Below are 17,684 nucleotides of genomic sequence, written 5' to 3'. Positions count from 1 at the left end.
GCGAACCGACACGCCTCTCCCGGGTTAGCGCGCCGGAATCGGGAAGAAGACCCGCGGATCCTGCAGCAGCGCCGGGTAATCAAAGTCCGATCGGTTCAGGATCTCGTCGACCTTGAAATTGCGCGCGAAGCGGCCCTCCACGGTGATCGGGCGGCCCAGGACCTTGCCCACGGCGAAGGACGCGCCGCCGTCGAACGGGATGGCGACGGTTGAGTTGCCGGGAAGCGTGGTGAACGCTTCCTCCTGCTGCTGGCGCTTGCGTGTGGGCTTTTTGACAAGCTGCTTCGGCGGGAGCTTGCGCTGCTTCGCCGGCCGGCGGGCACCAGAGTCGGCGTACACGAACTGGTAGTCGTCTTCCCCGGCGGCGGCGGCCTTCGCCTTTCCCACGAGGGGCAGGCTGACGGTGTCCAGTTTTTCCGGCTCGACGTCATCGAGCGGCAGGCGAAGGACCCACATGCGGTCGCCCGAAGGATCCTCCGGCACCAGCTCGAGTTTGGGCTCGGGCCAGACGTATTCCAGGTCAGGCTCGGTATCCGGGAACAGCTCCGTATAGAACCGCGGGTCCTTGGCGATCAGCCGGGAGCGATGGCTCAGGTGCAGTTCGGGAGCACCGAGCCACGGCGGCATGGGGATCTTCGCGGCGTAGTCGGGGTGCGCAGCCTGGGGTGCGAATTCCATGATCTTCTCGCGGGTGGTGTCCTCGCCGCCGCGGGCGGTCCATTCATCGACCATGGCCAGGCCGTAGAGGGTCAGCGCGGGAACGTACCCCATCCACATCCGGATGGCCGGGTGCGACTGCCAGCCGTACTCCGGAATCACCAGCGCACGCAGGGTCTGCAGCGCTTCAACGCGCTGCTTGCCGAGCCGTGCGCGGTCCAAAGCCGCGGCGCTCTGCTGGAAATCGGGGAACGGGAGAAAAGTCTGCATCTCTCCAGTTTGAGGCCAAGATGCCAATGCACCAATTGCGGGCGGCTGCGGGTGTGCGTGTTCACATTTTGGAATGGGACAGACAGTCCGCAACATCGGCGCGTAAACTAGCACAAACCAGCCCTGCTGCACGGAAGACACGCGCCCATGTCGACGAATCACGTACTTGCACCTGCGGCGCCGACTGCGCCCGCCCACCTGCCCAAATATGGACAAATGCTGAGCCCCGACGCGCATGGCGTCCTGGTCCTGGAGGAGTTCACCATCGACCCGGCGGCTGCGCGCAAGGAGCAGAACGGGTTCCGGAACGCACTGGCCTCCGTGGCCCTGACCATGCGCCGTCTGCTAGCGCTCAGGTTGTTCATCGCGGTGGTGGCGATCGGTAATCTGCCCCTGTTCCTGCTCTCCAGCGGCTGGGAGATCTACGTCATCTCGCTGACCCTCGTGGTGGCGGTCCATGCCGCGGTGTCCTGGCTGAACCGGCACGAGCCGAAGATCCGCCAGCAACGGATGCTGGAGCTGCACCTCAACCGCGAAAAAAGCGACAACTACCGCAAAGTCCGCGATGCCGTGAAGTATGTCATCGACGCCCCGGCCCGCATGAACGAAAGCCTGTACCTCGAGCTGCTCGCGGCCAAGCGGGTGGCGCTGCACCTCGCCATGGGCACCGTGGCCCTGCTGGACACCAGCGACGACACCGCGTGGAAAGTGCGGATCGTCCGCGAGATTCCGGGGACCGCCTAGGCCTGGCGGTTAGGGCGCACGCAGCATCACCAGCGAGCGGCAACACCGGCCAGAACCCACAGCAGGACTTACAAAAGAAGACAGCACGACGCCGGAGGCTCCCCCTGGGGAACGCTCCGGCGTCGTGGGTTAAGCGTTGCTGCCAGAACCGGCCAAAAGCCTGCCGGGCACCGATCAGGCAGGCAGCTGCAGCACCTGGCCCGCGAACACCACATCAGGATCGCTGATGGTGGACGCGTTGGCATCGGCCAGCAGCTGCCAGCCGCCGGCGATGTTGAGCTTCTCGGCGACCTTGCTCAAGGTGTCGCCGCTCTGGAGCGTGTAAGTCTCGCCGCTCAAGGGAACTTCCGCCACGTGGCGCGCTGCCGGGGCGGCTGCTTTGGGCGCGGCGGCCTTCGGGGCTACGGCCTTGGCCGGCGCTTTGGCCGCCGGGGCAGGAACGGCAGCGGGCGCCTGCGGCACCGGCACGCTCTGCGGAGCGACTGCGCCGCCGGTCAGGCCCAGCTTCGCGGCGCAGGACGGCCACGCTCCCCAGCCCTGGCCGGCCTGAACCCGCTCGGCTACGGCGATCTGCTGCTCACGGCTGGCGTTGGCCGCCGAGCCGGTGCCGCCGTACGCGGCCCAGGTGCTGGGGCTGAACTGCAGCCCGCCCGCGTAGCCGTTACCCGTGTTGATGCCCCAGTTGCCGCTGCTTTCGCACTGCGCCAGGGAATCCCAGACGGTACTGGACGTGGCGCTGGGGACGGCTGCGTTGGCAGCCGAGGCGGACAGTGCGACGCCGGCGATCGAGACGGCGGCAAGAGTGGCGCCGCGGCGCGCGACAGTGCTGTAGGTGGATTTCTTCATGGGGTAGATGCTCCTGAGGGCCACCGGTGCTCGGTCCGTCCCCGGACGTTGTCGCACTACTGCCCGCCCCTGACAATAGAGGTCGTTGCGGTGGCTACCGGTCGGGCAGTATGTGGTGGTGGTAGCACCGGGCATTCATGCCCGGTGTCCGGGCATGACCACTAGGCTAATTCAGGCTGGCGCCGTTATCAAGCCGTTATTTTTGTGAGGTCCTGACGATGAGCCGTCAGCCGCCGAGCACCGCGGCCAGATACGGCGCGGTCCGGCTCTTCTTGGACCGGGCGACGACGGCGGGTGTCCCCACCGCGATGATCTTGCCGCCGGCGTCACCACCGGCCGGGCCCAGGTCAATCACCCAGTCGGCGGCGGCTACCACGTCCATCTCGTGCTCCACTACGATCACGGTGTTCCCCGCATCGACCAGCCGGTGGAGCTGGGCCATGAGGAGTTCGACGTCGGCCGGGTGCAGCCCGGTGGTGGGCTCGTCCAGCAGGTAGAGCGAGTGCCCGCGCTGGGCACGCTGCAGCTCCGTGGCGAGCTTGATGCGCTGGGCTTCGCCGCCGGAGAGCTCGGTGGCGGGCTGGCCGAGCCGGAGGTAGCCCAGGCCCACCTCGCGGAGGGTCTGCAGGCTGCGTGCGGCAGCGGGGACCGCGTCCAGGAACTCGGCGGCGGCGTTGACGGTCATGCCGAGGACCTCTGCCACGGTCTTGCCGCGGTAGGTGACCTCGAGGGTTTCCGGGTTGTAGCGCGAGCCGTGGCATTCCGGGCAGGGGCCGTAGCTGCCGGGCAGGAACAGCAGCTCGACGGCGACGAAACCCTCGCCCTGGCAGGTCTCGCAGCGTCCGCCCGCGACGTTGAAGGAGAAGCGCCCGGCGCCGAAACCGCGGGCCCGGGCCTCGTCGGTGGCCGCGAACTCCTTGCGGACCGCGTCGAAGAGCCCCGTGTAGGTGGCGAGGTTGGAACGCGGGGTGCGGCCGATCGGCTTCTGGTCCACCTTGACAAGGCGGTCCAGCTGGTCCACTCCGGAGACCGGGCCAACGCTGAGCGGACCGGCGGACTCGGTGGCCGCCGACTCGAGGTCCACGGTGGCCTGCGCGGCGGCGTCCGCCTCCGGATGCAGCCGGGCTCCGACGACCTCGGCGAGGACCTGGCTGACCAGCGTCGACTTGCCGGAGCCGGAGACGCCGGTGACAGCGGTCAGCACGCCAAGCGGGAAGTCGGCGTCGAGTTCACGCAGGTTGTGGCGGGTGATGTCGCGCAGCTCCAGCCAGCCGGCAGCTTCCCGTCGGGCGGCTTCCCGCCGTGCTCCAGCCGCGGAGGAACCGCCGTCGTCCGCTTTCTTCGGCCCGTCCGGTTTTCCTGGCCCGTCCGGGAACAGGAACGGCCGGGTGACGGACTCGTCCACCTCGGCGAGCCCGGCGACGGGGCCGCTGTAGAGCACTTCGCCGCCGCCTTCGCCGGCGCGCGGGCCGACGTCGACCAGCCAGTCCGCGCGTCGGACGACGTCCATGTTGTGCTCCACCACGAACACCGAGTTGCCGGAGGACTTGAGCTGGTCCAGGACCGCGAGGAGGGGCTCGGCGTCGGCCGGGTGCAGACCGGCGGAGGGCTCGTCGAGCACGTAGATCACGCCGAACAGGCCGGAGCGCAGTTGGGTGGCGATCCGGAGCCGCTGCATCTCGCCGGGGGAGAGCGTCGGGGTGGACCGGCCCAGCGCGAGGTAGCCCAGGCCGAGGTCCAGCAGCACAGTGACCCGTTGCAGCAGGTCGCGGGTGATGGCGACCGCCACCTCGTTGGATTCGCCGGAGCTCTGTTTACGCGAGGCGGTCCCGGCCTCCGTGAGCTCGGTGGTGGGACGGATGATCTCGGCCAGCTCCGCCATGGGGACGGCGTTGAGTTCGGCGATGGTGCGGCCGGCGAACGTCACGTCCAGCGCGGCCGGGGTCAGGCCGCTGCCGCCGCAGACCGGGCAGGGGCCGGTTTCCATGAAGCGCAGCACCTTCTCGCGCATTGTGGTGCTCTTGGAATCGGCGAGGGTGTGGAGCACGTAGCTCTTGGCGCTCCAGAAGCGGCCCTTGTAGGGCTTCGCGACCCGGTCGCGCTGGGGTGTCACTTCCACCACGGGCTGTTCCTCGGTGAAGAGGATCCAGTCGCGGTCCTTCCTGGGCAGTTTCCGCCAGGGGGTGTCGACGTCGTAGCCCAGATGGGTGAGGATGTCGCGCAGGTTCTTGCCCTGCCAGGCGCCAGGCCACGCGGCGATCGCGCCGTCGCGGACGCTCAGTGAGGTGTCGGGGACCAACGAGGACTCGGTGACGGTGTGCGCGATGCCGAGGCCATGGCACTCCGGGCAGGCGCCGGCGGCGGTGTTGGGGGAGAACGCGTCCGAATCGAGCTGGCTGGCGCCCTCCGGGTAGCTGCCGGCGCGGGAGAAGAGCATCCGGAGCGAGTTCGACAGCGTGGTGACCGTGCCGACCGTGGAGCGGGAACTGGGCGTCCCGCGGCGCTGCTGGAGTGCGACGGCGGGCGGCAGCCCGGTGATCATTTCCACCTTGGGGTTGTGGCCCTGCTGGATCAGCCGGCGGGCGTAGGGTGCCACGGACTCGAAGTAGCGGCGCTGCGCCTCGGCGTAGATGGTGCCGAACGCCAGCGAGGACTTGCCGGAGCCGGAAACCCCGGTGAACGCGACGATCGCGTCGCGGGGCACGTCGACGTCCACGTTCCGCAGGTTGTTCTCCCGGGCGCCGCGCACCCGGACAAAGCCGTCCGTGGAAGGGTCGGCGCCCAACCCTGGAAGGGTCGGGCCGGAAAGATCGGAAGCATGCTGATCACTGTGCATCAGATCGACTCTATCGGTGTCTGCGGTTCACGGGCATATCCTTACCGAATGGAAACTAACGACGGCGTCGCTGCCACCGGGGACGCTGCACCGGACAGCCCAGTACCTCCCACCCCCGAGAGTCCCGCCTTCGCCGAGGTTCCCGAGGAAGTGCACGGTCCGCTGCCGGTCGCTGAACTCCACCTGCACATCGAGGGAACCCTCGAGCCCGAGCTGATCTTCGCCCTGGCGGAACGCAACGGCATCCAGCTGCCGTACGCGGACCTGGACGAGCTGCGTTCCCGTTACGAGTTCACGGACCTGCAGTCCTTCCTGGACCTCTACTACGCCAACATGGCGGTGCTGCGGACGGAGCAGGACTTCGCGGACATGACCCGGGCCTACCTGACCCGGGCCGCGCTCGCCGGCGTCCGGCATGCCGAGATCATGCTGGATCCGCAGGCGCACCTGTCCCGCGGCGTGGCCCTGGAGACCTGCGTGAACGGCGTGGCGTCCGTGCTGGCAGGTTCGGAGCAGGAATTCGGGATCTCAACCCTGCTCATCGCCGCGTTCCTGCGGGACCTGTCCGAGGACTCAGCCCTGGAGGTGCTGGACAAGCTGATCGCCATGGACGCGCCGATTGCGGGCATCGGCCTCGACTCGGCCGAGGTGGGCAACCCGCCGGCCAAGTTCGAGCGGCTGTTCGCCCGGGCGAAGGACGCCGGGCTGCACCGGATCGCGCACGCCGGCGAGGAGGGCCCGCCGTCGTACATCATCGATGCGCTGGACATCCTGGACGTCGAGCGGATCGACCACGGGATCCGCTGCATGGAGGACCCCGACCTGGTGGAACGGCTGGTGCACGAGCTCATGCCGCTGACCGTGTGCCCGCTGTCCAACGTCCGGCTCCGCGCCGTGGACACCCTGCAGGAGCACCCGCTGCCGGCCATGCTCGCTGCGGGGCTGAACGTCAGCGTGAACTCGGATGACCCGGCGTACTTCGGCGGGTACGTGGACGACAACTTTGCGCAGCTGAAATCGGTGATCGGCCTGTCCGAGTTCGACTGCGTGCGGATGGCGGCGAACTCGATCCGCTCCTCCTTCGCGAGCGAGGAACGCAAGGCGGAGCTGCTGGCCGGACTGGCCGCGTCCGGGCACTGACCCCGCAGTTGCCCCATCACTCCTGGTGGTTAAAACCGGGGAATGGGAACCATAACTGACATGGCAACGCGGGGTCACTTACGGGGTGAGGGGGCCTCCTTCGGTGGCACCGCTTCGGCTGACGGCGCGAAGAGGCCGATCATTTCGTCGACTTCCCGGGTTGCGGTGGTGGGGTGACGGAAGTGCTGGTGGGGTTCAATGGCGTAGCGGGTTCGTCGGCCGTCCCGGATGCGGTGAAGGTATCCGCCCTCTTCGAGATCCTTGAGGATTTGGAGGGTTGAGCGCGGGGTGATGCCGACCCTCGCGGCGATGTCGGTAATGCGGGCCTGAGGGTCGGCGGCCACCGAAAGCAGGACGTGCCCGTGGTTCGTGAGAAAGGTCCACGTGGGACGTGGGGGTGCCGGAGGAACGGGTGGATCCGTGCCCTTTCCCGGGCCCTTGTCCGGTCCCTTGTCCGGTCCCTGCGGGGAGGCTGTCATGGTGGTTCCTTACTGACGTTTCGACGACGACGCTTTCGTGTCGGGGCGTTTGCGCCACAGTGGCTCCAGATCGGCGATCTCCTCGGGTGAGGCGGTTCCGAACGGGGAGTGCGACGGCCCCTCGGGAGCCCTGCGTTCTTGGCCGCGGGTGGCCCAGAGGCTTGCGCCGATGGACACCCCAAGGATAGTGGCGATGACGGCCAGGGACAGCGGGGTGGGGATGTAGTAGATGTCGATTTTGAGGAGCATTTTGATGCCGACCCAGATCAGGACGAGTGCGAGTCCGATCTTGAGGTAGATGAAGCGGTGGATCATGTCGGCGAGCAGGAAGTACATGGCCCGCAGGCCCAGGATCGCGAAGGCGTTGGCGGTGAAAACCAGGAACACTTCGTCGGTGACGGCGAAGATCGCGGGGATGGAGTCCACGGCGAAGATGATGTCCGTGACCTCGATGAGGACCAGCACCGCGAGCAAGGGGGTGGCCAGCAGGACGCCGTTCTTGCGGATCAGGAAACGCTGGCCGTGGAAGTCGTCGGTCATGGGCACACGCCGGCGGAAGAGTTTCAGGGCCCGGGACTTCTCCGGGTCCAGCATGTCGTTGCGGTGGCGGATCATCCGGTAGCCGGTGAGGAGCAGGAACGCCGCGAAGATGTACAGCACCCACCCGGCGCTGGCGATGATGGCGGAGCCCGCGGCGATGAAGACGCCCCGGAAGACCAGGGCGCCCAGGACCCCGAAGAACAGCACCCGGTGCTGGTATTCGCGGGGTACTGCGAAGTACGTGAAGATGATCGCCCAGATGAACACGTTGTCCACTGCCAGGGATTTCTCGATCAGGTATCCGGCGAAGTATTGCTGGCCGAACTCCGCTCCGTAGATTTGCCAGATCAGGGCGCCGAAGCCCACTCCGAAGGCAACCCAGAGGCCGGACCACAACGCGGCTTCACGGACACCGATGACGTGCGCCCTGCGGTGGGCGAACAGGTCCACGGCCAGCATCAGGACAATGACAGCAAGAACGGCCAACCAGGCCCAAAAAGGAACATTCATCAGGGAGCACCCGTTTCCAGTCAGTTCAAACCAACTGGAGGTCTTTCCCGGCCCAAGGGACCTGTTCCGCCGGGCCGCTCAGGGTCGGCCGTACTGACGACGGGACATCTCGGGGATACTCCCCTCCGTCCAATTAGTGAAACATATTTCACCTATGACGACAAGGGGGTGGCGGTCGGCCGGCGTCGCCGAACCCGCCCGTCCGGCACTAACGGCCAGCAACGCGGGGTCACGTACGGCCCATCCCAGGGTCCGGGATGGGCCGTTAGTGACCCCTCGTTGCTATGGCTGCCCGCGGGCGCTACGTTGCCTTGACGGACCGCGTGAGCATGCGCCGCAGGAGGGTGGCCGTCAGCCAGGTGACGGCGCTGCATACCGCGACGCCCCAGGCAATGTCGGTCAGCGCCACCACGGCGGGGAAATCCTTGAGGACGGCGAGCGCGGTCAGGGCCCAGGTTGCGTAGGTGAAGAAGCCGAACAGGGCGGCTCCCGTCACCCGTTGCCGCAGGGTGGCGTCCGGGTCGTTGGGCCGGATGCCGTAGTGCACGATTCCCACGACATAGATCAGGTAGAAGACGACCGCGCCGGCGAGGTTGACGCTGGGCGCCAGCAGCTCGCCGATCTGGCTTTCGTACTGGTTGTTCGCCACGGTGCCGATCCAGACCACGTCGACGACGGCAAAGATGACGGCGGCGACCGCGTAGGAAAGCAGCCACCTCTTGACGTGGGTGCTCATGCCTGGCTCCTTTTGTCCGCGTAGAGGTTGTCGACGATGTGGCGGGCGCGTTCGGTGAAAGCGCCGCGCTTGAGCTTCATGGTGGGGGTAACGATGCCATTGGACTCACTGAGATCGGTGAGCAGCAGCACGAAACGGCGTACCTGCTCGGAGCGCGCGATCTTCGCGTTGGCGGCGCTGACCGCCTCGCCGATCGCGGTGAGGAGCCGCGCGTCGTCGATCTGGACGGCGCCGCCGTCGTCCGGAATCCGCAGGCCGGCCAGATCGGCGATGCCCTCGCGTTCCGCCCATGCCGCGACGGATTCCGGGTCCAGCAGCACGAGCCCGCCGAGGAAGGGTTTGCCCTCTCCCACCATCACGGCGTGCGCCACGAGGGGGTCGCCCTCGACATAGCCTTCCCAGATGGCGGGGGAGACAGTCTTGCCGCCCGCGGTGACGATGACGTCCTTGATCCGGCCCTTGAGGGTGAGCCGTCCCAGCTCGTCGAGCTCCCCGAGGTCGCCGGTGCGGAAGAACCCGTCCGTGAAGGCGTCCGTGTTGTCAGCCGGTTTGCGGTAGCCGGCGAACACGCCGACGCCGCGGGCGAGCACCTCGCCCCGGTCCGAAAGGCGCACGGTCGTTCCCGGCATAGGGACTCCCACCGTGCCGGCCCTGATCGATCCGGGCATATTCCCGGTCAGCGGTGCGGTCGTTTCCGTGAGCCCGTAACCCTCGATGACCGGCAGGCCAAGGCCGCGGAAGAAGAGGGCCAGTTCGGCGTCGAGCGCGGCTGCGCCGGAGAGCAGGTAGTCGAGGCGGCCGCCCATCAGCTTCCGGAGCCGGGCGTAGAACAGCCGGTCGAACAGCGCGTGCCTGACCCGCAGCCCCAGCGCGGCCCTGGCCGCAGGGTCGGCGTCGCGGGCTTCGGCGAACCGGCCCCATGCGACCGCGGTGCCCTGCGCTGCCGCCCACACCGGTCCGAGGTGTTTCTTCGTCGCGGCGGCCGCGGCGGACGCCTGGATTTTCTGCAACACGCGGGGGACCACTACGAGGAAGGTGGGCTTCAGGACGCCGAGGGCGGGCACCACGTCCCGGGGGTCGGACAGGTGCGCAATGCGCATGCCGTTGGCCAGGCAGGTCAGCTGCAGTCCGCGGGCCAGCACATGGGCCATCGGCAGGAAGATAATCGTGTTGCCGCTCTCACGGACCACCCCGGTGTAGGCGGCGGCCACGTTCAGCACCTGCCCCACGAAATTGCCGTGGGTGATCAGGGCACCCTTGGGCGCGGCCGTGGTGCCTGAGGTGTAGACGATGGTCGCCACCGAGTCGAGATCTGCCAGCAGGCGCCGCTCCTCGACCGCACTGTCGGAGATCCCGGCGCCGCGGAGCACAAGGTCGGACAGGTCCGCTCCCGGGCGGGCGTCCATCGTCCAGATCCCCAGGCTTGGCATCCCGGCCTGTTCGAATCCCTGCTCCAAGAGGAGGGCATGCTCGGTGGTGCCGGCGATCGCGAGGCGCACGTCGGCGTCGGCGAGGATTGCGATCACCTGGGGAGCGGCCGAGGTCTCATAGATCGGGACGACGACGGCGCCGGCGAACCACGCTGCCATGTCCGCCAGTGCCCACTCGTACCGGGTGGGGGACATGATGGCGAGCGACTTTCCGGGCTGGAGGCCGGCCGCGATCAGGCCCCTGGCCAGGGCGCGGACCTCGTCAACGAACTGCCGGGTGGTCACCTGGCGCCAGGGATCCGTGATCGCGGCATCCGCGGCCCGGACCTCGAAGGCAACGTGTTCGGGGTAGGTCCGGAACCGCTGCATGAGCAGTTCGGTCGCGTTCCGGTGACCCGACGCCTCAGCCAGCAGCGGGGTGGTGAACTCTCTCATCGGGCGTCCTTCTCCGAAAGTGTGTGCAAGTGGTCTCGCATCAGGTGCTGGGCGACGTCGAGGAAGTCCGCGACGACGGCCCGGTGGTCGGCGGGCAGGGCCTTGATGTGTTCGTTGGTGGCGGTCATAAGAGGCCGGATCAGGTTCATGATTCCACGGTTGGCTGCGGGGGTGACGCTCACCTGGACGTGGCGCCGGTCATCGGTGCTGCGGTGGCGTTCCACGTAGCCGCGGGACTCCATCCGGCTCACGATCGCGGTGGTGGTGGCCGGGGTGGCACCCAGATCCTCCGCGAGCTTGCCCACCGTCACCGGTCCCGTCTGTGCGAGCGCCGACAAAGCGCGGTAATCGGTGAGATTCAGCCCCAGTATCCGCGCGACCTCACGCTCGGTCTCGTTGGCCAGCGTGAACAGGCCCTGCAAGGCCGACGCGGCCGGGTGTTGCTGCGGCGCGGTCATGTCCACTCCTTCGGTTCCGATTTCCGTTATTAATCAATCTTGTTCGATGATCTATTATTCAATCTTATTTGATCATCTAATAGGATTGCCACAACTGCTGATGCCCGGCGGTACCACTTGTGTCGTGCCGGCCGCGGCTTGCCCCGCGTGTGAAAGGAACTTCCTGATGAAGGAATCAGACCGTAAGGCGCTCATCGCCCTCCCCGTGGTAGTGCTGATCGGAGCGCTCGTCGCCGTGGCCGGGAGCCAGGGCGGCGCCACCCTGGGCGGGATACCCATGTTCGCGATGGCGGTCGGGGCGGCGTTCCTCATTCAGTGGCTGGCGTTCATCCCGTCATTCAAAGCCCAGACCGAGAAGTTCTACGACCTGACCGGCACCCTGACCTACACCGCCATCACGCTGCTGCTCATCGTGCTCACGCCGGGAGTCGACGCCCGCGCCGTGCTGCTGGCTGCCATGGTGCTCGCCTGGACCCTGCGGCTGGGCACCTTCTTGTTCCGCCGCATCAGCAAGGCCGGCAAGGATGACCGCTTTGACGAGATCACGCCCTCCTTCGTCCGGTTCCTCAACGTGTGGACCATCCAGGGACTCTGGGTCATCTTCACCGCGGCCGCAGCGTGGGTGGCGATTACTTCTTCGACCAGGGTGGCGCTGGACTGGTTCGCGCTGGTCGGTTTCCTGGTGTGGGCCGTCGGTTTCGGCATCGAGATCGTCGCTGACGGGCAGAAGAGCCGCTTCAACGCCGACCCCGCCAACAAGGGCAAATTCATCTCCACCGGGCTGTGGTCCAAATCCCGCCACCCGAACTACTTCGGCGAGATCCTGCTCTGGATCGGTGTCGCGATCGTCGCCGTGCCCGCGCTGCAGGGATGGCAGTGGGTCGCGCTGATCTCCCCGGTGTTCGTCACCCTGCTGCTCACCAAGGTCAGCGGTGTGCCGCTGCTGGAGAAGAAGTCCGACACAAAATGGGGCGGCCAGGCCGATTACGAGGCCTACAAGAAGGACACCCCCGTCCTGATCCCCAAGCTCTGACCCCAGCGGGCCAGCCGTCAGCAACCAGCAACGCGGGGTCATTTACGGCCCATCCCGGAGGCCGGGATGGGCCGGAAGTGACCCCGCGTTGCTTTTACTACCCGCGAGTACCCCTGTTCAGGGCCCTCGCGCCCGACGCCATGGGGTGTAATAGTGGGTCACGACACACGGAGTTAACCGTTACCGACTCGCGGAAACTCGACGATCCTTGGCAAAATGCAGGTGGATCAATTGCTTCTAAAGGAGACCCATGGGCGAGAACACTGCCGAAAACACCACCCGTCGACTGAAAGCCGTACTGGACGTTCTGGCAGAGGGGGTGTGGACGGGCGAGAAGCTGAACGCCGGAGCGGTGCTGGGCGAGGCCATCGCACGCGTGCCGCTCAACGAGTTCGAGCGTGAATTGCTCAGCGGGGGAATTCCCCGCGGCCACAAGACCCTGACCACCGCCACCGCGAAGCTGGTCAAGGCAGGCTGGCTGGTTAAGGGCCGTGCCGGCTGGACCATCACCGAGGACGGCCAGCGCGCCACCGTCGCGTTCGCGGACCCTGCCGCGTTCGCCGCAGCGCTCGACGCCGGAACTCCCGTTCCCGCCGACACCCCGCTTCCGTCGGCGCCCCCCGCCGGAACCCCGGCTCCGAAGGCTGCCGCTCCCAAGGCTGCTCCGAAGGCCGCCAAGGTGGCCGAAAAGGTCGCCGGCAAGGCGGCCAAACTGGTCGAAGAAGCCGTTGCTCCGGTCGCCAAGGCGGTCCGCAAGCGCAAGGCAGCCGATCAGCCCGCCGAGGCACCCGCCGCGGCCCCGGCTGCCGCGGCCCCCGCAGCTGCCGCCGCCCCCGCCACCAGCGTGGAAACCGTCGAGCAGCCTGAGGCAGTCGCCGTCGCAGGTGACTTCAACATCCTGCTGGGCGCCCCCGCCAACTGGGCTCCGCAGTACGACGAATCCCAGATGGAACTGGACCTTGTCGATCAGCTCTGGAAGCTCGCGGCGGATCTGCCGGCTGGCACGTACAGCTTCAAGATCGCGCTCAACCGCTCCTGGGATGAGAACTTCGGTGCTTTCGGTGCCTTCGATGGCGCCAACCACCAGGTGCACCACTCCGGCGGCCAGCTGGTCATCCACTACGATCACCGGACCCGCGACATCGTCCTGCCGTAGCCCGGCGACGCGCATTTTTCCTGCCGAGGCGTAAAAGACCCTTCGACACCGGACTTCGGGTGTCGAGGGGTCTTTCGCGCGTCGCGGGCGGTTTTGCGCGTCGTGAACCTTCCCTGACCGGCGACCGCGGACCGGCCTAGCATTGGATTATGGAAACCGTCGAGGTTGATGGCCTGCGGATTGCGTACCAGCGAATCGGCCAGGGACCGGCGCTCGTCCTGTTCCACGGGGCCGGGGAAGACAGCCGGATCTGGCGCGCCCAGCTGGAGGGTCTCTCGGACGAGTTCACGGTGTTCGCCTGGGACGCTCCCGGGTGCGGCCAATCGGACGACCCCGCCCCGGAGTTGTCCGCCGAGGAACTCGGAGCCATCACCGCCGGCTTCCTGCGCGCAGCCGTCCCCGCGAAGCCACACCTACTGGGGCTGTCGTGGGGGTCCATGGTCGCCCTGGAGCTGTACCGCGGCTATCCGGGGATACCCGCGTCCTTGGTGCTGGCCTCCGCCTATGCGGGCTGGGCGGGATCGTTGCCTCCCGAGGAAGTGGAGCGGCGCTACGCCCAGGTGCTGGCCGAGATCGATCAGCCCCCGGAGAAGTTCATCGACGAGTGGCTGCCGACGCTGTTCACCGGCAAGGCCGATCCCGCCGTGGTGGCCGAAGCCAGCAGGATCATGGCGGACGTGCGCCCGGCCGGGATGCGGGCGCTGCTCTCCGCCAGCGGCCGGGCCGACTACCGCCCGGTGCTGCCCACCATCAGCATTCCCACGCTCCTGCTCTACGGCGCAGACGACCAGCGGTCCCCGTTGAACGTCGCCCACGAGCTGAACCGCCGGATTCCGGGCTCAACACTCGCGGTGATTCCCGACGTCGGGCACCTGGCCCAGCTGGAAGCGCCCGAGGCCTTCAACACGGAAGTGCGGAGCTTCCTGCACGGCATCGCGGAGTGAGCCGGCCGGGGGCTGGCCCCATTAGAACCGCGTCGGGTCCGGCCGTGGTGGCGGGAACGGGCCGGGGTCGGGAATCGGCAGCGGCCCCGGCGTAGGGAACGGGCCGGGAGTTGGTGCGGGGCCCGGCTCCGGAATCGGCGCCGGGGGCGGGACCGGGCCGGGTTCCGGCGGAAACGGGTCCCCGGGCTGGGGCTCGGGCGTGGTCGGCCCGGGTTCCGGCGGAAACGGCTCGGGTTCTTGTGGCGGTGGGATGGTCATGCCGGGCTCCCTCACTCGTGGTGGATGATGCGTGTTGCTCCGGCGCGCAGAACCTTCAGCTCCCACGGCCGCAGATGCAGGCGGGGCACCGCGGCATCGGCAGGGTAGTTGCCCAGGACCAGTTCCGCGCTGTCCCACACCACGGGAACATCGGCGTCGTCGAGCGCCACCTCCTGGTCCTGGCCGGAAAAGTTGCCCAGCACCAGCAGCTTGGACTCCGGCAGCGAACGGACGAAGGCGTAGACGTGTTCGTCCCGCGGCAGCAGCATGGTGAAGTCGCCGTGCGACACCACGGGTTCGCGGTGCCGCAGCGCGATCACCGCCCGGTGGAAGCTGTACACCGAGTCCGGGTCGTCCACCTGCGCGGCGGCGTTGATGTGGTTGGCGTTCGGGTTCACCGCGATCCAGGGGGAACCGGTGGTGAAGCCTGCGTGCCGCGAGGCGTCCCATTGGACCGGGGTGCGCGCGTTGTCGCGGTTCAGCGGCGCGAGTGCGGCGAGGACGTCGGCGTCGGTGTGGCCCAGATGCGTGGTGGCCTCGCGGTGGTGGTTGAGGACCTCGATGTCCCGGTAATCGCTGATCGCCCCGAAGGTCATGTTGGTCATACCGAGTTCTTCACCCTGATAGACGTAGGGCGTGCCGCGGTGCAGGTGCAGGACGCCGGCGAGCATCTTGGCGGAGAGCTCGCGGTACTTCCCGTCGTCGCCGAAGCGCGAGACCGCCCTTGCCTGGTCGTGGTTGCCCCAGTAAAGGCTGTTCCAGCCGCGCTCCGCCAGGCCGGTCTGCCAGTGGCCCAGGGACTTCTTGAGGTCCGTGAGTTTGAGTTTCTTGGGCCGCCACTTGTTGCCGTCCTCCTGGTCCAGGGCGACATGCTCGAACTGGAAGACCATGTCCACCTCGGCGCGCTCCGGATCGGTGAACAGGACGGCCTCCTCCACGGTGACGCCGGGCATTTCGCCCACGGTCAGCAGCGGGCCGGGGCGGCCGGCGAAGACCTCGCGGTGCATCTCCTGCAGGAATTCATGGATCCGGGGCCCGCCGATGTAGAACGGGGTACCGTCGCCGTAAAGCTTGCCGGCGGCGATCGGCCCGTCCGGCAGGGCGGCGTCCTTGGAGATGAAATTGATGACGTCCATCCGGAAGCCGTCCACACCCCGGTCCAGCCACCAGTTCATCATCTCGTAGACCGCCGCCCGGACCTCCGGGTTTTCCCAGTTCAGGTCCGGCTGCTTCCGGGAGAAGAGGTGGAGGTAGTACTCGCCGGTGGCCTGGTCGAACTCCCAGGCCGGGCCGGAGAATGCAGAACCCCAGTTGTTCGGCTCCGCGCCCGGGCCACCGGCGGAGCCCTCAGTGGATGCCTCACGCGGGGGACGCCACCAGTACCAGTCCCGCTTGGGGTTGTCCTTCGAGGAGCGTGACTCCACAAACCAGGGATGCTCATCCGAGGTGTGGTTGACCACCAGGTCCATGACCAGCTTCATGCCCCGGGCGTGCAGCCCGTCCGTCAGTTCCCGCAGTTCCTCCAGGGTGCCGAAGATCGGGTCCACGTTGCGGTAGTCGCTGATGTCGTAGCCGTTGTCGTCCTGCGGGGAGGTGTAGATAGGGGACAGCCAGACGACGTCGACGCCGAGCCGGTGCAGGTAGTCCAGCTTGCTGATGATGCCGCGCAGGTCCCCGATGCCGTCCCCGTTGGAATCGGCGAAGCTGCGCGGATAGATCTGATAGACGACGGCGCTTTGGAACCAATCGCGGGCAGGAACCTCCACGGATTCTTCTGTCGGCTGTTCTACCGTCATGGGGACTCCTCAGCTGCTCCGGCGGCCAGCACCGACGCTGACCCACCAACGTCTGATTATTGAACAGTTCCCGCGGGCAGGGAAGACCCCGGCGGTGCTATGTGGACGGCGCCCTAGTTCTGCGAAGCGATGCTCTTGTCCCGGTCCTCGAACACTTCCTCGCCGGGGCCGGTGAAGGCCCGGGAGCGCTGGATTGCCTCGATTGATCCGGTGAACAGCTGGGAGTCGTGCGGATCGGCCGGGTGCCGGCCGGGCTCGTCCGCGGCCGGGACCTTGCCCCGCGGCTTCGCGGCGGGGGACATGCCGGACGGGTCCGGGGTACCGAGAGTGCCGGACCCCAGCGCAGCGGCGCCGAGCGGTTCGAGCCGGACGTGGGGGAGCGCCGTCGGGTGTTCCTGCTGCAGGAACAGCACCAGCTCCTCGCGGATCAGGCAGCGCAGGTCAAAGAGGGTGGCGCTGTCCGCGGCGCTGACCAGGATGCGGACCCGGACGAAGCCAGCGGTCGCGTCGGTGATTTGCAGGATGCCCACGCGCTCATCCCAGAGTTCGGTGCCGGCAAGGACCCGCTTGAGTTCGGCGCGCATGTCCTCCACCGGGGCGCGCCAGTCGAGGTCGAACTCCACGGTGCCCATGACCTCGGACTGCCGCCGGGTCCAGTTCTCGAAGGGGGTGGTGGTGAAGTAGGTGGACGGCAGGATCATCCGCCGGTCGTCCCAGATGTGGACCACCACGTAGGTCAGGGTGATCTCCTCGATCCGGCCCCACTCCTTCTGCACCACCACAACGTCGTCCACCCGGATCGCGTCGGTGAAAGCGAGCTGGATACCGGCAAAGACGTTGACCAGGGACGTCTGCGCGGCGAGGCCGGCGACGATCGAGATCACGCCGGCGGAGGCCAGCAGCCCGGCACCGAGGGCCTGGATCGCGGGGAAGGTCAGCATCGCGATGCCCAGCGCCACGATGACGATCAGCGCGACGCCGATCCTCCGGGCGAGGATGACCTGGGTGCGGAGCCGGCGGGCGCGGCGGTTATCCGCGACGTCCACCCGGTAGCGGGTGAGCACCATGGTCTCGATGATGAGGAAGACGGCGATGGCCAGCCACGCGAGTGATCCGATGAGTGCGATCTGGAGCGCGTGGTCCAGGTCGCGGCGCCAGTCGGCGTCCTCGGTGGTGAGGCCCAGTGCGATCCGGACGAAGATCAGGCAGAGCGCCAGCCGCAACGGCACGCGCGCCACCCGGGAGGTCTCGCGGAGGGCGGGCTGGTTCCGGTTGAGCCGGAGCACAACCCGGCGCACCAGCCAGGAAGCGAGGAGGCCGCCGGCCACGGCGAGGGCCACTGCGAGGACGGGGGCCAGGAAAGGCATGGCGGGATCGAGGACGTCTTGCATTACTTAAGCTCTAGCAAGCTTCCGC

15 protein-coding genes are annotated in these 17,684 nt (G+C 67.6%); 5 read left to right on the top strand and 10 right to left on the bottom strand.

From position 1 onward, the window contains the following. Positions 1-24: 24 nt before the first annotated feature. Complete coding sequence (locus ABIB29_RS09590; RefSeq protein WP_354172216.1) at positions 25-927, bottom strand: MSMEG_6728 family protein; 903 nt, start codon at positions 925-927, stop codon at positions 25-27. Positions 928-1,143: 216 nt separating this feature from the next. On the opposite strand from ABIB29_RS09590, the gene ABIB29_RS09585 reads away from it, so the two are divergent. After that, a complete protein-coding gene (locus ABIB29_RS09585; RefSeq protein ID WP_354172214.1) occupies positions 1,144-1,671 on the top strand; it encodes a hypothetical protein in 528 nt (175 codons plus the stop codon). Between the two features lie 174 nt (positions 1,672-1,845). On the opposite strand, the gene ABIB29_RS09580 is transcribed toward ABIB29_RS09585, so the two are convergent. Further along, the gene (locus ABIB29_RS09580) at positions 1,846-2,517 is read right to left on the bottom strand and encodes a transglycosylase family protein (RefSeq protein ID WP_354172212.1); all 672 of its coding nucleotides are present in this window, start codon (positions 2,515-2,517) and stop codon (positions 1,846-1,848) included. Between the two features lie 226 nt (positions 2,518-2,743). Continuing rightward, on the bottom strand, positions 2,744-5,353 hold the full coding sequence (locus tag ABIB29_RS09575) for an excinuclease ABC subunit UvrA (protein WP_354172210.1): 2,610 nt from the start codon (positions 5,351-5,353) through the stop codon (positions 2,744-2,746). Between the two features lie 48 nt (positions 5,354-5,401). Here ABIB29_RS09575 and ABIB29_RS09570 point away from each other — a divergent pair, with 48 nt between their 5' ends. Next, positions 5,402-6,493, top strand: coding sequence for an adenosine deaminase (locus ABIB29_RS09570; RefSeq protein WP_354172208.1), 1,092 nt, complete (start codon positions 5,402-5,404; stop codon positions 6,491-6,493). A 74-nt stretch (positions 6,494-6,567) separates the two neighbouring features. On the opposite strand, the gene ABIB29_RS09565 is transcribed toward ABIB29_RS09570, so the two are convergent. From ABIB29_RS09565 to ABIB29_RS09545, 5 genes are all read right to left on the bottom strand, one after another. Further along, complete coding sequence (locus tag ABIB29_RS09565) at positions 6,568-6,972, bottom strand: helix-turn-helix transcriptional regulator (RefSeq protein WP_354172207.1); 405 nt, start codon at positions 6,970-6,972, stop codon at positions 6,568-6,570. A gap of 9 nt (positions 6,973-6,981) precedes the next feature. After that, positions 6,982-8,022 (bottom strand): TerC family protein, encoded by a 1,041-nt coding sequence (locus ABIB29_RS09560; protein WP_354172205.1) that lies wholly within the window; start codon positions 8,020-8,022, stop codon positions 6,982-6,984. Between the two features lie 301 nt (positions 8,023-8,323). Then, on the bottom strand, positions 8,324-8,758 hold the full coding sequence (locus ABIB29_RS09555) for a DUF2177 family protein (RefSeq protein WP_354172204.1): 435 nt from the start codon (positions 8,756-8,758) through the stop codon (positions 8,324-8,326). Next, positions 8,755-10,623 (bottom strand): AMP-dependent synthetase/ligase, encoded by a 1,869-nt coding sequence (locus ABIB29_RS09550; RefSeq protein WP_354172203.1) that lies wholly within the window; start codon positions 10,621-10,623, stop codon positions 8,755-8,757. Before ABIB29_RS09550 ends, ABIB29_RS09555 begins: the two co-directional genes overlap by 4 nt. Next, complete coding sequence (locus tag ABIB29_RS09545) at positions 10,620-11,081, bottom strand: MarR family winged helix-turn-helix transcriptional regulator (RefSeq protein ID WP_354172202.1); 462 nt, start codon at positions 11,079-11,081, stop codon at positions 10,620-10,622. Before ABIB29_RS09545 ends, ABIB29_RS09550 begins: the two co-directional genes overlap by 4 nt. 166 nt (positions 11,082-11,247) lie before the next feature. On the opposite strand from ABIB29_RS09545, the gene ABIB29_RS09540 reads away from it, so the two are divergent. From ABIB29_RS09540 to ABIB29_RS09530, 3 genes are all read left to right on the top strand, one after another. Beyond that, the gene (locus tag ABIB29_RS09540) at positions 11,248-12,114 is read left to right on the top strand and encodes a DUF1295 domain-containing protein (RefSeq protein ID WP_354172200.1); all 867 of its coding nucleotides are present in this window, start codon (positions 11,248-11,250) and stop codon (positions 12,112-12,114) included. 250 nt (positions 12,115-12,364) lie between these two features. Further along, positions 12,365-13,270 (top strand): pullulanase X25 domain-containing protein, encoded by a 906-nt coding sequence (locus ABIB29_RS09535; RefSeq protein ID WP_354172198.1) that lies wholly within the window; start codon positions 12,365-12,367, stop codon positions 13,268-13,270. Between the two features lie 149 nt (positions 13,271-13,419). Further along, positions 13,420-14,214: an alpha/beta fold hydrolase gene (locus ABIB29_RS09530; protein ID WP_354172196.1), complete on the top strand. Its 795-nt coding sequence runs from the start codon at positions 13,420-13,422 to the stop codon at positions 14,212-14,214. Positions 14,215-14,483: 269 nt separating this feature from the next. On the opposite strand, the gene ABIB29_RS09525 is transcribed toward ABIB29_RS09530, so the two are convergent. Together ABIB29_RS09525 and ABIB29_RS09520 are read right to left on the bottom strand one after the other, a co-directional pair. After that, positions 14,484-16,268, bottom strand: coding sequence for a glycoside hydrolase family 13 protein (locus ABIB29_RS09525; RefSeq protein ID WP_354172194.1), 1,785 nt, complete (start codon positions 16,266-16,268; stop codon positions 14,484-14,486). A gap of 113 nt (positions 16,269-16,381) precedes the next feature. After that, entirely contained in the window at positions 16,382-17,659 is a 1,278-nt protein-coding gene (locus ABIB29_RS09520) for a mechanosensitive ion channel family protein (protein WP_354172193.1), read from the bottom strand. Positions 17,660-17,684 lie beyond the last annotated feature (25 nt).

Source organism: Arthrobacter sp. UYEF36 (assembly GCF_040547025.1).
Lineage (GTDB): Bacteria > Actinomycetota > Actinomycetes > Actinomycetales > Micrococcaceae > Arthrobacter.
Note: the sequence above shows the minus strand (reverse complement) of the source record. Positions and strands in the feature narration are given on the sequence as shown.

Excerpts from the sequence above, each read along its gene's own strand:
- ABIB29_RS09590 (WP_354172216.1), bottom strand. The coding sequence starts at position 927 with ATGCAGACTTTTCTCCCGTTCCCCGATTTCCAGCAGAGCGCCGCGGCT.
- ABIB29_RS09585 (WP_354172214.1), top strand. The coding sequence starts at position 1,144 with ATGCTGAGCCCCGACGCGCATGGCGTCCTGGTCCTGGAGGAGTTCACC.
- ABIB29_RS09580 (WP_354172212.1), bottom strand. The coding sequence starts at position 2,517 with ATGAAGAAATCCACCTACAGCACTGTCGCGCGCCGCGGCGCCACTCTT.
- ABIB29_RS09575 (WP_354172210.1), bottom strand. The coding sequence starts at position 5,353 with ATGCACAGTGATCAGCATGCTTCCGATCTTTCCGGCCCGACCCTTCCA.
- ABIB29_RS09570 (WP_354172208.1), top strand. The coding sequence starts at position 5,402 with ATGGAAACTAACGACGGCGTCGCTGCCACCGGGGACGCTGCACCGGAC.
- ABIB29_RS09565 (WP_354172207.1), bottom strand. The coding sequence starts at position 6,972 with ATGACAGCCTCCCCGCAGGGACCGGACAAGGGACCGGACAAGGGCCCG.
- ABIB29_RS09560 (WP_354172205.1), bottom strand. The coding sequence starts at position 8,022 with ATGAATGTTCCTTTTTGGGCCTGGTTGGCCGTTCTTGCTGTCATTGTC.
- ABIB29_RS09555 (WP_354172204.1), bottom strand. The coding sequence starts at position 8,758 with ATGAGCACCCACGTCAAGAGGTGGCTGCTTTCCTACGCGGTCGCCGCC.
- ABIB29_RS09550 (WP_354172203.1), bottom strand. The coding sequence starts at position 10,623 with ATGAGAGAGTTCACCACCCCGCTGCTGGCTGAGGCGTCGGGTCACCGG.
- ABIB29_RS09545 (WP_354172202.1), bottom strand. The coding sequence starts at position 11,081 with ATGACCGCGCCGCAGCAACACCCGGCCGCGTCGGCCTTGCAGGGCCTG.
- ABIB29_RS09540 (WP_354172200.1), top strand. The coding sequence starts at position 11,248 with ATGAAGGAATCAGACCGTAAGGCGCTCATCGCCCTCCCCGTGGTAGTG.
- ABIB29_RS09535 (WP_354172198.1), top strand. The coding sequence starts at position 12,365 with ATGGGCGAGAACACTGCCGAAAACACCACCCGTCGACTGAAAGCCGTA.
- ABIB29_RS09530 (WP_354172196.1), top strand. The coding sequence starts at position 13,420 with ATGGAAACCGTCGAGGTTGATGGCCTGCGGATTGCGTACCAGCGAATC.
- ABIB29_RS09525 (WP_354172194.1), bottom strand. The coding sequence starts at position 16,268 with ATGACGGTAGAACAGCCGACAGAAGAATCCGTGGAGGTTCCTGCCCGC.
- ABIB29_RS09520 (WP_354172193.1), bottom strand. The coding sequence starts at position 17,659 with ATGCAAGACGTCCTCGATCCCGCCATGCCTTTCCTGGCCCCCGTCCTC.